This is a genomic window from Halobacteriovorax sp. CON-3, assembly GCF_043196995.1.
GTDB lineage: Bacteria > Bdellovibrionota > Bacteriovoracia > Bacteriovoracales > Bacteriovoracaceae > Halobacteriovorax_A.
Window position 1 is genome coordinate 2,168,691 of the sequence record NZ_JBEBNA010000001.1, and the last position, 14,071, is coordinate 2,182,761.

Genomic DNA, 14,071 nt, shown 5'->3' on the forward strand with positions numbered 1-14,071 from the left:
GTTTGAGTGCCAGTTAGTGTCTATATTTTTATCTTTATTCAATTATTGTATGTATCGTATATCGATATCCAATCACGTAAGATTGCGAATGTGTGGTCCATTGGAAATATTTTTTTATTTCTAGTTCTCGTATTCTTTTTCCCAAATAACTACATTATTGGAATTGAGACACTTCTTTATCCACTGGGAATATTTCTCGCGGGCTTTCTGTTATTCATCTTAAAGATAATGGGAGGCGGGGATTCGAAATATCTAGCAAGTTTATTTCTTTTAATTCCTGTTGCTCATCAGGATCAGGCCCTGATTTCACTTTCTGTTGTTACAGTCATTGTAGGACTTTCTGTATTCATTACAAATATTCTTAAGAATCTTGAGTTTATCATTCAGGCTTTTAAGGAAGGTAATGTTGTTCAGATTAAAAAGATTTTTGGGAAGAAATTTGCATTTGCCCCTGTTATACTTATTTCATGGATATTTCTAGGATGGAAAATAAAAAAGCATATATTCTTTTAGGCCAAGGAGGACAATCAACAGTTGAGTACATTCTACTCTTTGTTGTTGTTACATCTTTTGCGATGCTTGTTTTTAAAAGTGAAGGCTTTCAAAATATGGTTGGCGAGGGGATGTTTGGTACATTGGCCCGTTCGATGGAATACTCTGCTCGTTATGGTGATAAGGGCAGTGTCGATACATATGGAAAAACTTACGGTAATCCAGTTCATCCACTTTATTACAATAATGATGAAGGAAGATCTCACTTCTTCTCACCTGTAGGAGTTTATGATGAAGCTCCATAGGAAAATAAAAAATCAAAGAGGTCAGTCGACAATTGAATTCTTATCGACTTTTACCTTTGTTATTGCTTTCTTCTTTGTCTTTGCAAAGATTGCAATAAACTACACAAATACTTATCTATTACAATATGCAAATTTTATGGCCTCAAGAGCTTATCTCGTTGCTGATAATAAGATTCAAAATGATTCTCTTGCTCGCCAAAATGCAACAGCAGTTTTCAACTCTTATAATATGGTTAATTGCGGTACTGACTGCCAAATTAAATTTAATTCAAAATCAACGAATCAATGGTTTTTAAGTGGTACCTACTTAGATTATAAAACTAAGTTTTCAGTTATGAAGGTATTAACAGGAGATATTGATTTAGATTTTAGAATAGAGTCCTTTCTCGGAAAGGAGCCTACAATAAGGGAGTGCCTAGCTCAGGTTTGTCGTGCCTTTTCTGAAGTTGCGACCGATCTAGGAAATGGAAATTGTTCAAGTACGAACTCAACTATTTATGATAATGGATGTTAGATTGAATCCTAATCAGAAAAAAACTATTTTAAAAAATGAAGAAGGTCAGGCCTTATTTGAGGCAATGATCTTTATTCCAATACTTCTTTATATGGTTGTGATGCTTATCACTGTTGGTAACTCAATCAATGCTTCAATTAATCAAAATAAAGCAACTCGAACTTATACATTCTTTATCTTAAAAGGGAACTCAGATGGTATCGGTGCAAACGATATTAGAAGTTTAGGCGGAACTTTTAGTGAGATAGGTGGCTTTATGATTGGATGGAATAAGACACTACAATCTAATAGTACACCAATCTCATCAACTTTTAAGATTCCTAGTTTGCCGTGGGCCCCTGCTGAAGAAGAGAATTGTGAAGAGGCGGGTGATCCTGAGGATACAAGTTGTATTAAGGTGTTCACTCTTTTTGGAGTCTGTGGTGAAACCTTTACTAAACCAGGTGATGTTTTATTTAGGGCCAATGACGCCACTATTCTCTCGCCGGTAACTTCTTGTAGCTATAAGTAGCCAAAAATGCCTCATTGCAACTAAATGCTTGTTTTTTGTTAAAATATTAATTGATTACTTAACAAAGTAAAACAGGATGTTTTATGAATACTAGAGCTTTTACGCTGGCCCTTATTATTGCAGGTGTTGCCATGTTTATGGTCCACACTTATATCGAAGATCAACAATCTGCTTTGATTAAAAAATACGGAACGATGAGTTCTGTTCTTGTTGCTAAAGAAGATATCCGAGAGTTCGATCTATTAGATGAAACGAAGGTTTCAATCATTACAGTTCCTCAAAAATTCCTAGCTCCTGGAAGTTTTAAAACAGTTAAAGAAATTGAAAATACAATTGCAACAGTTCCAATTCTAAAAGGTGAGCAAATTACAAAGCCTCGTGTAACTTACCCTGGAGAGAGTACTGGTCTTTCAAGAGAGGTAACAGTTGGAATGCGAGCGATTGCTTTCCAGGTTGATGAAAGAAGCTCTGTTGGTAAACTAATTCGTCCTGGAGATCGTGTTGATGTTCTTGCACCTATTGATTACACAGGTGGAGCGAGAAAGGATCAAGAAAAGATTGTAACGATTCTTCAAGATGTTCGTGTCCTTTCAACGGGGATGAGTGTTTCAAATAATATTCCACTTATTGGTGTTAAAACTGAAGAAGTTGTTAGAAAGATGAAGCTTAACACTTACTCAAATTATACGACGGTAACACTTGAGCTAAGCCCATTCCAAGCACAGAAGATTGCACACCTTTATGTCTTCCAACCAAATAAACCAATCTTAACTCTAAGAAATATTAATGATGGTGAGAAGGCAATGATTGAAGGAACTAGACTTTACGATATTCTTTCAGATTCAGATAAGAACGAAGCGAGGGCCTTCTTTAACGAAAAATATAAGAAAAAGAATTAATGAGAATTTTAACGTACTTAACTCTATTTATATTTGCATTCACGGCCAGCGCTCAGCAGGCCTCTTCTGGTATTGGAGTATCTGAAGAGAAAGTTGAAGTAGTTCTTGGAATTGATAAGGTTCTACCAATCGATTTCACAATCACTTCTCGAAGTGTACAAATCGCTAATCAGAGAATTCTAAAAGTACAACCTGTTAATACTGCAGCGGGAACTAGTGAGCTTGTTCTAAAAGGTGAGGCTCCAGGGATTACATCTGTTACAGTTCGTGATCGATTAGGGGCAATTAAAAAACGTTACCTTGTCACAGTTACGGCAACAGAGAAATCGAAGCTTATTGCAGAAATCAAGGAACAACTAGGACCTATTGAAGGGCTAGAGATCAACCTCAAAGGTGGAAAAGTTTTTGTTGAAGGAAAGATTATTGTTCCTGGTGACATTGGCCGAATCGTAAAAGTTTTAGAAGATTACCCAGATGTGAAAAACCTCGTTGAAGTTTCTCCACAAACTTACTTAATTATCTCTCGCGAAATGCAAGAAGGTCTAAGAAGAAATAATTTAAAAGATGTGACGGTTAGGTTCTTTAACAACTCTTACCTACTAGAAGGGATCGTCAACTCTGAAGAAGAGAGTAATCTTGCCGTTAAGATTGCTGCAACTTACTTACCTGATCGAATCCAAAGCTTAGCAAGAAGAACTGACTCGGTTCAACAACTTGATAAGGGTGAGATCATTAGAAACTTTCTTGCAATTAATAGAAAACCTCAGCCTCCACAGGCAGCAAAGCTAATTAAAATTACTGCTCAATTTGTAGAGCTATCGAAAGACTATAACCGTGTTTTTGGTTTCAAATGGAACCCAAGTGTTGGGACAACTGGTGGACAGATTGTTTTCGGTAGAACTGAAAATGGTGGAACGGTAACGACTTCATCGGCCGGTAACTTTGGTGGAACGATTTCTCAATTATTCCCTAAGCTAAGTTCTGCAAAGGCTGCGGGGTATGCACGTATTGTTCAGTCGGGAATGGTTATTACTAAAGACGGTGAAAAAGCGAAGCTTTCAAAAGGTTCGGAAAGAAACGTTGCTGTTGGTACGGGTGAATTTCAACAAGCAAAGGTTATTGAAGCAGGATTTAACTTGGATGTAACTCCAAAAATTCTGCAGGAAGAAAAAATTAACCTGGATATTATTCTTGGTGTTTCTTCTTCTCAGGGAACAGATAAACAAACTAACAATCTCGATACCAAAATTATTGTAAAGTCTCGTGAATCAGCGGTTGTTGGTGGTATTTCGATTAATAAAACAGCAACTGAATATGATAAAGATCCACCAGATGGTGTTTCTACTACGACAAGTGATGGAAGTGAGGAAGGACAAGTCTTTTCACTCTTCTCATTCGTTCGTTCCAAAGATGTCTCTAAGTCAAAAGAGCAATTTGTTGTTTTCATCACTCCTGAAATTATTGAGAGTGCTTCGACAGGGACTGAAGATATTAAAAGAAAATTTAGAAAGAGGGGGCCATAGTGGCCGAAGGTCATATTATTACAGTTATTGGTGGTAAAGGCGGTGTTGGGAAGTCCCAAGTTGCCACTAACCTAGCTTTTGCCTTTAGTGGTGAAAAGCGATCTAAAACACTACTGCTTGATTTCGATCAAAGAGCAAGTGGGGACTTAAACTTATTAACTGGTATTAAAACAAATAAGAACCTAAAGGATCTATTTAACTTCAATGGAAATATTGATCCTCGAACGTTTCAACCTTTCGTGAATATGCACCCAAGTGGGGTTCACTATATAGGTTTACCAAATGATCCTGTTGCAACGGAAGGCATGAGTGTTGATGGAGCAGGTAAAGTTTTAAAGGCCGTTAAGAGTATGTATCCACTTACAGTAATTGATGTGGGTACTGAAATTACCGATCTTACAGCAAAGGCCCTTGAACATTCTACAATGATCTTGGTTGTGATCACGCCTGATTTACTGGCATTAAATCAAACGAAGCGTCTTGTTTCAGAACTGATTACAATGATGTTTCCTAAGGAAATGATTCATTTTGTCTTTAATCAGGCACAAAAGGGACATCCCGTTACTGCAGATGTTGCAGGGAAGTCTGTTGGACGTCCAGTTCTAGCGCAAATCTTAAAAGACGAGCAAACATGTGCAATGGCCATTAATCAGAAAAAACCTGTTATGTTGGCTGCAAAGAATAGTGCTTTTGCAAAAGGTGTTACAGAGTTAGTTCGTACGATCAATGGAAAGGGGATCTTAAGTCAACTAGCTAAGCTGAATAAGCCTAGTGAAGTTGGAGCAAAACAAGACCGACCAACTGGTGCAGCTGCAAATGGTTGGCGTGACCTTAAGCTTAGGATTCATAAAGGCCTTGTTGAAGAGATGGATCTTTCAAAAGATGACGACAATGATCCAAAAGCTAAGATTATTCTTAAAGAGAAAACGAAGAAGGTCGTTATTGATCTTCTTGGTAAAGAAGACACTAAAGGTATTTTAAATAACCGCGATGATATGAATAGTATCGTAAAGGAAATTCTCGATGAGGCCCTAGGTCTAGGCCCTCTAGAAGATCTTCTTGCTGATTCGGCCATTTCTGAAATTATGGTTGTTGGCCCTAACAAGATTTACTATGAAGAAGATGGAAAGGTTAAACTTTCTAAAGTAACTTTTTCAAATGATAGACAAGTTTTAAATGTTATTGAAAGAATCGTTGCACCAATTGGTCGACGTATCGATGAGAAAACTCCTTATGTCGATGCCCGTCTTCACGATGGATCAAGGGTGCATGCTATTATCCCACCTTCGGCCATTGATGGATGTTGTATCACCATTCGTAAATTCCCAGAAGAGCGATTAACTTATAAGCACCTTGTTCAATTTGGTTCATTCACACAAAATATGGCGGACTTTCTTCGTATCGCAGTTGAAGGACATAAAAATATTATCGTCTCTGGTGGTACCGGTTCCGGGAAAACAACTCTCGTTAATATTCTTGGAAGTTTTATTCAGGCCAATGAGCGTATCATTACTTGTGAAGACTCGGCCGAACTTAGTTTCCCTCAAGAACACGTGGTTCGTCTTGAAACACGTCCACCATCACTAGAAGGTGATGGAGAAATTGATATTCGTTGTCTTGTTAAGCAGTGTCTAAGAATGCGTCCAGAGCGTATTGTTGTTGGTGAGTGTCGTGGTGGTGAAACGCTGGATATGTTACAGGCAATGGGAACAGGTCACGATGGTTCACTTACAACGGTTCACTCGAATAATCCAAGAGAATGTATTGGCCGTATTGAAACCCTTGTTCAATATGCGGGAGCAGGTCTTACACCTAAAGCAATTCGAGAGATGATTGCAAATGCTGTTCACTTGATTATTCAAGCATCTCGTCTTGATGATGGTTCTCGTAAAATTACACACATTACGGAAATTGGGGGGATTCAAGGAGAGGTTGTTACTCTTCAAGATATCTTCTTATTTCAACAAAAAGATATTGATAAAAGTGGAAAGATTATTGGAGCACACCAAGCGACAGGATTCATTCCTAAGTTTATCGAAACGCTTGAGAGACAGGGATATAATATCCCTCGTGGATTATTCTCTAATGCTCCTGGTGCAAGCGGGGGAGCTCCTGCAAAGAAGCCAGCACCACCGCCTCAAAATAAAAGGCCACCACAACAAGGCCAGCAAAGGCCACGACCAGGTCAGCCTCAAGGCAGACCTAGGCCAAGTAATGGTGCACCACCTGTAAAGAAGAAGGCTTAGAGGATAGAGGTTTAAATGAGCTTTTTTATTGAACAAATTGGACGAAGTGGATTGATTGGGCTTATTGGTTTAATTTTCTTCCTTTTTTGTTATCGATACTCTGTTGGTATTTTTGATCTCATTGAAAAGCAAACTTTTGGGACGAGAACTTATATCTTGGAAAAGTTTGAATTACTCTTTATTGATGTAAAGCCAGATCATGTTACCTACGCACTTTTGGCGCTGTCATTTGGTTTAGGAACTCTTACTCTCATTATCTTTGGACTTCTTGGAAGCTGGGGAGGAGGAGCCTTTCTTGGACTAGTTGTAGGTTTTGTTGGTTTTAAGGCCCCTAAGCCTGTTGTTGATTATCTCGTCAATCGTCGTATTTTAGCTTATCAAAATCAAATGGTAGATGGCCTAACTCTTCTTTCTAATGGTCTTAGAGCGGGTCTATCAGTCCCTCAGGCCCTAGGAATGGTTGTTGATGAAATGCCACCTCCTATCTCGGAAGAGTTTAATATTATCCTCCAGCAGAATAGAGTTGGGGTGACATTGGAAGAGTGCTTCGAAAACTTGGCAGAAAGAATTCCCACTCAAGATAATGATATGTTCGTTTCAAGTGTTAATATTTTACGCGAAACTGGTGGTAATCTTGCCGAAGTTTTTGACACTATCGTTTCTGTTATTCGTGAACGAATTAGATTGAAGCAAAAAATCGATACGGCAACGGCACAAGGAAAGTTTCAAGGTTTTACTATTGCGGCCATGCCCTTTGTAATTCTAGCTATTTTCTCTGCAAATGATCCAACCCTTCTACCAAAGATGTTTTCTTCGGCCATTGGGATTGTCTTATTTGTAGTCGCCTGTGTTTTAGACGGTATTGGTACCTTCTTCATTCTTAAAATAGTGAAAATCAAGGAATAAAGTTAATATATGTTTAAGTTTTAGTTAAAGGCCTCCGATATGACTATGGAGAGAATGAAGATTCTTTAACTAAATAAGGATACAAGTCATGAGGATCAGTTTAAAGCTATTAGTACTATGTTTGTTTTCACTGGCATCGATTGCTGGTGTAAATCTGAAAAACGGAAATTTCTACATTACGTACACGGATATTATCGTACCTGGTGGTGGAAATGACCTAGTTGTTGAAAGAACGTACAACTCAAAGTCACCTGGAAAAGGATGGTTTGGTTATGGTTGGGGTTCTGACTATGAAACTTTCTTAGTTGTTTCTGCAGATGGTTCAGTAACAGTTCACGAGAATGGTTCAGGTGCTAAAACACGTTTTACTCCAAGACAGGCCGTTGACGCTAAGGCCGCTGCTGAGAAAATCGTGGATGTGATGAGAAAGAAAACATCACTTTCAACGACGGTTGCTAAAACTTTAGTTACGAAGCTAACTAATGATGCTGAACTTAGACAAGCTTATGCTAAGAAGTTCAATGTATCTTCAAACCTAGCAGTTGGAACTGAACTTTATTCAAATGTTCGTGGGCTTCAAAAAGTTGTCAAAACTGCAAAAGGTTATATTAGAAAGTATAACGACGGTAAGGAAAACCATTTCAATAAAGATGGTAAGCTTGTTCAAGTAAAAGATAAGAACGGATATGTTGTTAATCTTGATTACACGAAAGAGGGTTCTCTTAAGTCGATCAAAGATTCAATGGCAAAGCAAATCTTCTTTAAATGGTATCCAAATGGTCTTGTGAAATCTGTTGAATCCGGAGCAGGTAAGAAGACAACTTATACTTATGACACAAATTATAACTTAGTAGATGCTAAGGATATTTCAGGAAATAACTTTAAGTACGATTACGATGCAAATCACAATATGACTCTTATTACTTATAAAGATGGATCATCTCAAAAGATTTCTTATGAGAAGAAAACTCAATTTGTAAAAGAGCTAACGAAAAGAAGTGGAGAGGTGATTAAGTACTCTTACGAGAGTAACCCTAAGAACCCTGACTTTCACTACTGGACACTTGTTGCAAAGAAATCTCCTACTAAAAAAGAAGTTGTAAATCGTTACGAATATGAGATCAAGAAGAAACCAGACGGATCTCACTATACTTACAGAATCCTTACTGTAATTAATGGGCTTAAAACTGAAACGATTTATACTGAGTGTTGTTCTCTTCCAAAACAAATTAAAAGAGGAAACCACGTAACTAACTTTGAATATAATAAAGATGGACTTCTTGTTAAGAAAGCTTCTTCAAGAGGTGACTTTGTAGAGCTTGAATACCACAAGCAGTTTAAGAAGATTACAAAAGTTGTAAACCCACGTGGATGGACAGAGTTTGACTACGATAAAAAAGGTAACCTGAAGAAAGCAAATAACTCTAAAGGTATGTCTGTTGTTCTACTATACGATTCAAAAGGTCGTATTTCAAAAATGATGGATTACAATAAGAAGACAAAACAAAAAAGAGCTCTTGAGTTTCAATACAATGCTCAAGGTAAGCCAGTTGAGATTACTATGAATAAGGTAGGAAAGATCAACGTTAAATATGATAACTACGGTGAGATTCTTAAAGTAGAATCAAAAGCAGGACATAAGATGGCCTTACAAGTTACTCAGGCCTTCCAATCACTCTTAGCAATTGTTAAGCCTGCTGGTGTAAACCTAAATATGTAATTGGAGGGATATATGAAGAAACTACTAACGCTTTTAATGGTTCTTGGTTCATTTAGTATTTTTGCGGCAGATGGTGCGGTAACAGGTGAGAAAGATGGTGACTGTCCTAAGGTTAACTTAGACAACAGAAACACAACACCTACAACTGCAGTACCATCATCAACAGAGCCTGTGACAAACCCTGGTGGTGTTCAGTCTGGTTCAAAATAAGATTACATAAATTAATCATTGAATGGGCCCGTTTTAATAACGGGCCTTTTTTTTGTCTAAAATCTACACACTGTTCAAAATATTACACTTTCCTACTTTTTAACCTATTGAAAATACATTTGAATTGTTGGCATCCTCCTTGCTTTATAAATAGCAAAGAAACAAAACCATAATGGGGGAAATTATGAAAAAGTTAGCATTAGTATTTTTATTTCTATTAAGTGTATCAAACGTATTTGCATTAAATGAGTCTGGAACAAATTGCGACGATATGTATGCAAGTTCTGATAATGTAGCAAGTGTTGAAGCAGAGGTACCTGCAGTAGCTCCAGCTGGATCAAGCTCATCGACTCAATCAATGGGACAATAAAATTTAACTCAAACTTAACCCACACTTCTTATAAAAAGCCTGGCCAAGAGTCAGGCTTTTTTTTGCCTGATTAATTTAAAACCAGCTATAATGAGCCTATGGATAATAATATTACAACTGCGTACTGTGCTCAGAAAGGGCGAGAGAATTTAACATATGAAGATCGCATCAGTGCTCTTGAGGCCTTAGAAAGCGAAATAAGGGCCCGTGAGAGCGAGATTCTTGCTGCTTTAAAGGCAGACTTAAATAAGAGTTCTTTTGAGTCTTACCTTTCCGAAATTGACTTCTGCTTACATGAAATTAAGCTCATGAAAAAGAAGTTAAAGAAGTGGATGAAGCCAAAGAGAGTTCTTTCGCCACTCCCATTTATGCCAGCACGAAGTGAGATTCACTACGAGCCATATGGACAAGTTTTAGTCATTGCCCCTTGGAATTATCCGTTTCAATTGGCCATCGTTCCACTTATTGGTGCAATCGCAGCAGGAAATAAAGTTATTGTGAAGCCTTCGGAGATGGCACCAGCAACTTCCAAGATAATTGATGATGTCATTACAAGTGCACTTGATAGTGAGATTGCAGCAGTTATTGAAGGTGGAATTGAAGAAACGACTGAACTTTTGAATTTAAAATTTGATTATATTTTCTATACAGGAAATGGCCATGTTGGGCGAATTATTATGGCGGCTGCCGCTAAGAACTTAACCCCACTCACTCTCGAGTTGGGAGGTAAGTCTCCGGCAATCGTAACGACTAAGAATATTGATTTAGCGGCCAAGCGAATTGTTTGGGGAAAATTCTTCAATGCGGGCCAAACATGTGTTGCGCCTGACTATATCCTAATAAATAAGAGAGATGAAGATAGGTTTATAGCTGCTTCAAAGAAGTACCTCACGCAATTTTATAGTGAAGAAATTAAGAGAAGTGGTGACTATGGACGCATCATTAATGAAAGACACTTTGATAGACTTTCAGCTCTAATCGATAAGGATTCTGTTCTTATTGGTGGAGATGTGGATAAGGAAGAATTATATATTTCCCCAACATATGTAAGAGCTGATAAAGATAGTGCAATTATGAAGGATGAGATTTTTGGCCCACTGTTGCCAATTGTTTATTCTGATAATTTAGAAGAGTCCATTGAATTTGTTAAAAGCTATGATAAACCACTGGCCTGTTATGCTTTCGTTGATTCTAATGGAGATAAGAAAAAGGTCATTGAATCAATTAGCAGTGGTGGAATGGTTATTAATGATACGATTGTACACTTGTCGAATGAGAAGTTGCCATTTGGTGGTGTCGGTGAATCGGGGATGGGTGCCTATCACGGTGAGTTCTCGTTTAAGCTATTCTCTCATGAGAAGGCCGTTATGAAGAGAAGCTTTTGTTTGGAAAACGATCTACGCTATCCTCCTTATGAGAAAAAGGTATCGTTAGTACGTAAGATTATGAATTTACTGTCATAATTCTTTACGGCCATTGAAAGCTTTTCAAAAATCAATTTCAAATATTTATTATTAGTATAATAGGGCCATGAAAATGGCCCATTTCTATATTCTTTTAATTAGCACTATTGCAATCACTAACTCAACTTTTGCATCTACGGTATTAGACCGTGCAGACATTCCTGAGGTTTTTCAAAGAGAATATATCTATACATCTGCTGCCAAGCACACATTTGTTCAAACTTATGGTGTTGCAACCTGTGTTGCTTTAATTATGCACAATTCTGAAGGGGACACAGTTTTGGCCCATCTAGATAGTGGAACAAAGGTAGGGCAAGCAATTTCTAACTTTGTTAAAAATTTAGGAGATGTCACTTCTGTTCGTTTATATGGAGGTCAGCCACCATATCGCTTAGAAGATCGTATTGTATCAGAACTTTCAAAATACAAATTAAATCCAGAAGTCATTATAAGAAATGATCGCAATGAATCACTTAATTTGATGTTAAACCTTAAGTCTGGTGATGTTGAAGAATATGATGAAACCTACGCTTCAACAGATTACCGAATGGCCAATGAAAAAGTTAAGAGGTTAAAATTTTCTTCTCGTATTAGTCGTCATGAAGAGTCAATTGGAGGAGGAGATGTCATTGAAATTGATCCTCCAATAAGTGGTTTTGACTTTAATATGTTTTTACTTCCGTAATAGTCTTAACATGCTAGACTTTCATTATGAAAAGTCTCACGTTTGTATTTTTAATTCTCAGTTCTCTCATTTCTATTTCTTCGTTTGCAAAAATTAATGCAAAAGAAGTTTTTAAAACTAATGACATTATTTGGGGAATCAGTTTTATCAATGATAATGAAATCCTTTTTACCGAAAGAAGTGGAAAAATTAAGTATCATAATTTTTCAACAAAGCAGACCAAAGAGCTCATCTCTCCAAAAGTAAAGTCACGAGGTCAAGGTGGGATGCTTGATATTGTGTATAAGAAGATTGGAGACAAGGACTACGCTTACTTCACATATTCTTCTGAAGTTAAGGGTGTTGTCGTAACGACATTGGCACGTGCAGAATATGCTAAGGCCCAACTGAGTAAGGCCGAAGTACTTTTAGAAACAAAGGTTATAAGTGATACCACTCGCCACTTTGGTTCGCGCTTGTTATTTAAAGATAACTACCTCTTTATGACTATTGGTGATCGCGGAGAAAGAAAGTATGCTCAAGACCTCTCATATCATAATGGTAAAATTCTACGCTTAAATTTTGATGGCACACCGGCTAAAGGAAACCCCTTTGAAAATAAGAAGGGTGCTCTAAAGGAGATATGGAGCTACGGTCATCGCAATCCACAAGGAATTGGGATGAATAAGAATGGAGATATCTTTAGTTGTGAATTTGGTCCTCGCGGTGGAGATGAACTTAATTTAATAAAACCAGGTCTAAACTATGGCTGGCCTATCATTACTTATGGAAAGGAGTATTGGGGCCCAAGCATAGGTGAAGAAAAAAAGAAGGGAATGGAGCAGCCTATTGTCTATTGGACACCAAGTATTTCACCTTCGGGAATGGTTGTTTATGAAGGAACTAAGTATAAGGATTGGAAAGGGGATATATTTCTGGCCGCTCTTGGCAGTGAGCATCTGAGAAGGCTTAGAATGGATGGTAATAAAGTTGTTTCTCAAGAGAGTTACCTAGAGGAGCTTGAAGAGAGAATGCGCCAGATTGTAGTTTCTCCGGCCGGAGAGCTCTATTTAACAACGGATTCGGGAAAGATACTTAAGGTTGTAAGGTAAGTGTTAAAAGTCTAAACAGCGTTGAAAAAATGTATACTTCTTAAACAATATGCATATGGTAAGTGATTGAAAATACGATGTCTGTTGTTGGCATACTTCATGCATTGAATATAGTGTCTACAAAAGGAGAAGTATTATGAAAAAGCTATTTTTATTATCTGTACTAGCACTACTATCATCTCAGGTATTTGCCGGAGTAAAAGAAGCAACAACAAATACGTCTGATGATTCTATTTGTGAAACTAGGGGATTAAACCTTAAGCAAAAGATGCAAGAAATTGATAATTTAATTGCGAGTTCTGGTGGGACTATTGAAAAAGAGACAGAATCAAAGTCTATTAATCAATAATTTATTCACTTTCTCGTAATACTTTTAAAAGGGCCTCACGTTCTTCAACAGTATACTCACCATGTTGATAATCATCCAGAGCGTCGAGGCCCTGAACTTTCTTACCAATTGGCTTAGTGATCCCTGAAGATTCTCTTTTGACGTAATCCACTTTCTTAGCTGTATTATTAAAAAGCTTTACTGTCATTTCTTTGCCTTCACTAAGGCTTGTATTCAAATAAAAGGCGATTGTTGAATATACTTTTTGCGTATATGGTTTCAGTGGTTTGTTAATGCTATCAAATACTGTTGAATTCTTAGCTACAGGAAAGGCCAAGATTAAAAAACTAACTGTAAAATAAATTAAAAACCTAAACATTCAATTAACTCGCTTTTTCTGACGCAATATCATGAGTCAGCTTATCTACAGATCTAAGTAGATCTTCTCTTTTAAATGGTTTTACTAAAAAGTCTTGAGCACCTGAAGAAATTGCCTCAATACATACAGATTCAATATCAAGTGAAGACATCATTAGGATTTTAGCGTTTGGGAAATTGCTGGCAACAGATTCAGCAAGCTCTAGCCCACTGATTCCTGGCATAATAACGTCGATAATAAATAGTGTTGGAGGATTATCAAAAGCAAGTTTTAAAGCATCCTGTGCACTACCTACACAACCGACGACTTCATAGTTTTCTTGCTCTAAAATATCTTTAACAGAAGTTCTAGAGATTTCAGAGTCGTCAACAATCATTACTTTCATTTCTTCTTTTCCCATATACATTCCATTTTAATTTAATGTTGGAT

Annotated in this window: 17 protein-coding genes; 15 read left to right on the forward strand and 2 right to left on the reverse strand. The window is 37.3% G+C overall.

Translation table 11 applies throughout. The features are described from left to right. The first annotated feature begins 6 nt into the window (after positions 1–6). The 15 genes from ABMA72_RS10390 to ABMA72_RS10460 all read left to right on the forward strand — a co-directional run bounded on the left by ABMA72_RS10390 (position 7) and on the right by ABMA72_RS10460 (position 13,284). Positions 7–513, forward strand: coding sequence for a prepilin peptidase (locus ABMA72_RS10390; protein ID WP_392861107.1), 507 nt, complete (start codon positions 7–9; stop codon positions 511–513). Beyond that, a complete protein-coding gene (locus tag ABMA72_RS10395) occupies positions 483–797 on the forward strand; it encodes a hypothetical protein (protein ID WP_392861105.1) in 315 nt (104 codons plus the stop codon). The genes ABMA72_RS10390 and ABMA72_RS10395 overlap by 31 nt, the downstream gene beginning before the upstream one ends. Next, positions 781–1,311 (forward strand): hypothetical protein, encoded by a 531-nt coding sequence (locus ABMA72_RS10400; RefSeq protein WP_392990133.1) that lies wholly within the window; start codon positions 781–783, stop codon positions 1,309–1,311. The genes ABMA72_RS10395 and ABMA72_RS10400 overlap by 17 nt, the downstream gene beginning before the upstream one ends. A gap of 1 nt (position 1,312) precedes the next feature. Then, entirely contained in the window at positions 1,313–1,822 is a 510-nt protein-coding gene (locus ABMA72_RS10405) for a hypothetical protein (RefSeq protein WP_392861102.1), read from the forward strand. 83 nt (positions 1,823–1,905) lie between these two features. Next, positions 1,906–2,721, forward strand: a complete 816-nt coding sequence (cpaB, locus tag ABMA72_RS10410) for a Flp pilus assembly protein CpaB (RefSeq protein WP_392861100.1) — start codon at positions 1,906–1,908, stop codon at positions 2,719–2,721. Further along, positions 2,721–4,244: a hypothetical protein gene (locus ABMA72_RS10415; protein WP_392861099.1), complete on the forward strand. Its 1,524-nt coding sequence runs from the start codon at positions 2,721–2,723 to the stop codon at positions 4,242–4,244. The genes cpaB and ABMA72_RS10415 overlap by 1 nt, the downstream gene beginning before the upstream one ends. Continuing rightward, the gene (locus ABMA72_RS10420; RefSeq protein ID WP_392861097.1) at positions 4,244–6,490 is read left to right on the forward strand and encodes an ATPase, T2SS/T4P/T4SS family; all 2,247 of its coding nucleotides are present in this window, start codon (positions 4,244–4,246) and stop codon (positions 6,488–6,490) included. The genes ABMA72_RS10415 and ABMA72_RS10420 overlap by 1 nt, the downstream gene beginning before the upstream one ends. 15 nt (positions 6,491–6,505) lie before the next feature. Next, positions 6,506–7,396, forward strand: a complete 891-nt coding sequence (locus ABMA72_RS10425; RefSeq protein ID WP_392861095.1) for a type II secretion system F family protein — start codon at positions 6,506–6,508, stop codon at positions 7,394–7,396. 88 nt (positions 7,397–7,484) lie between these two features. Further along, the gene (locus ABMA72_RS10430; protein ID WP_392861093.1) at positions 7,485–9,116 is read left to right on the forward strand and encodes a DUF6531 domain-containing protein; all 1,632 of its coding nucleotides are present in this window, start codon (positions 7,485–7,487) and stop codon (positions 9,114–9,116) included. A gap of 12 nt (positions 9,117–9,128) precedes the next feature. Continuing rightward, positions 9,129–9,326 carry a hypothetical protein gene (locus ABMA72_RS10435; RefSeq protein ID WP_392861091.1) on the forward strand — a complete coding sequence of 66 codons (198 nt, stop codon included), beginning with the start codon at positions 9,129–9,131 and terminating at the stop codon, positions 9,324–9,326. A gap of 184 nt (positions 9,327–9,510) precedes the next feature. After that, positions 9,511–9,696, forward strand: coding sequence for a hypothetical protein (locus ABMA72_RS10440; protein WP_392861089.1), 186 nt, complete (start codon positions 9,511–9,513; stop codon positions 9,694–9,696). Between the two features lie 98 nt (positions 9,697–9,794). Continuing rightward, positions 9,795–11,159, forward strand: coding sequence for an aldehyde dehydrogenase family protein (locus tag ABMA72_RS10445; RefSeq protein ID WP_392861087.1), 1,365 nt, complete (start codon positions 9,795–9,797; stop codon positions 11,157–11,159). A 67-nt stretch (positions 11,160–11,226) separates the two neighbouring features. Beyond that, positions 11,227–11,844, forward strand: a complete 618-nt coding sequence (locus tag ABMA72_RS10450; RefSeq protein ID WP_392861085.1) for a hypothetical protein — start codon at positions 11,227–11,229, stop codon at positions 11,842–11,844. A 26-nt stretch (positions 11,845–11,870) separates the two neighbouring features. Then, positions 11,871–12,935, forward strand: a complete 1,065-nt coding sequence (locus ABMA72_RS10455; protein WP_392861083.1) for a PQQ-dependent sugar dehydrogenase — start codon at positions 11,871–11,873, stop codon at positions 12,933–12,935. Positions 12,936–13,071: 136 nt separating this feature from the next. Continuing rightward, positions 13,072–13,284 (forward strand): hypothetical protein, encoded by a 213-nt coding sequence (locus tag ABMA72_RS10460; protein ID WP_021267597.1) that lies wholly within the window; start codon positions 13,072–13,074, stop codon positions 13,282–13,284. A gap of 1 nt (position 13,285) precedes the next feature. On the opposite strand, the gene ABMA72_RS10465 is transcribed toward ABMA72_RS10460, so the two are convergent. Together ABMA72_RS10465 and ABMA72_RS10470 are read right to left on the reverse strand one after the other, a co-directional pair. Next, positions 13,286–13,642, reverse strand: coding sequence for a hypothetical protein (locus ABMA72_RS10465; RefSeq protein WP_392861081.1), 357 nt, complete (start codon positions 13,640–13,642; stop codon positions 13,286–13,288). A 4-nt stretch (positions 13,643–13,646) separates the two neighbouring features. Then, positions 13,647–14,042, reverse strand: a complete 396-nt coding sequence (locus ABMA72_RS10470; RefSeq protein WP_392861079.1) for a PleD family two-component system response regulator — start codon at positions 14,040–14,042, stop codon at positions 13,647–13,649. Positions 14,043–14,071: the final 29 nt, after the last annotated feature.

Coding starts and splice junctions, on each gene's coding strand:
- ABMA72_RS10395 (WP_392861105.1), top strand. CDS start 483: ATGGAAAATAAAAAAGCATATATTCTTTTAGGCCAAGGAGGACAATCA.
- ABMA72_RS10400 (WP_392990133.1), top strand. CDS start 781: ATGATGAAGCTCCATAGGAAAATAAAAAATCAAAGAGGTCAGTCGACA.
- cpaB (WP_392861100.1), top strand. CDS start 1,906: ATGAATACTAGAGCTTTTACGCTGGCCCTTATTATTGCAGGTGTTGCC.
- ABMA72_RS10415 (WP_392861099.1), top strand. CDS start 2,721: ATGAGAATTTTAACGTACTTAACTCTATTTATATTTGCATTCACGGCC.
- ABMA72_RS10425 (WP_392861095.1), top strand. CDS start 6,506: ATGAGCTTTTTTATTGAACAAATTGGACGAAGTGGATTGATTGGGCTT.
- ABMA72_RS10430 (WP_392861093.1), top strand. CDS start 7,485: ATGAGGATCAGTTTAAAGCTATTAGTACTATGTTTGTTTTCACTGGCA.
- ABMA72_RS10435 (WP_392861091.1), top strand. CDS start 9,129: ATGAAGAAACTACTAACGCTTTTAATGGTTCTTGGTTCATTTAGTATT.
- ABMA72_RS10440 (WP_392861089.1), top strand. CDS start 9,511: ATGAAAAAGTTAGCATTAGTATTTTTATTTCTATTAAGTGTATCAAAC.
- ABMA72_RS10445 (WP_392861087.1), top strand. CDS start 9,795: ATGGATAATAATATTACAACTGCGTACTGTGCTCAGAAAGGGCGAGAG.
- ABMA72_RS10450 (WP_392861085.1), top strand. CDS start 11,227: ATGAAAATGGCCCATTTCTATATTCTTTTAATTAGCACTATTGCAATC.
- ABMA72_RS10455 (WP_392861083.1), top strand. CDS start 11,871: ATGAAAAGTCTCACGTTTGTATTTTTAATTCTCAGTTCTCTCATTTCT.
- ABMA72_RS10460 (WP_021267597.1), top strand. CDS start 13,072: ATGAAAAAGCTATTTTTATTATCTGTACTAGCACTACTATCATCTCAG.
- ABMA72_RS10465 (WP_392861081.1), bottom strand. CDS start 13,642: ATGTTTAGGTTTTTAATTTATTTTACAGTTAGTTTTTTAATCTTGGCC.
- ABMA72_RS10470 (WP_392861079.1), bottom strand. CDS start 14,042: ATGGGAAAAGAAGAAATGAAAGTAATGATTGTTGACGACTCTGAAATC.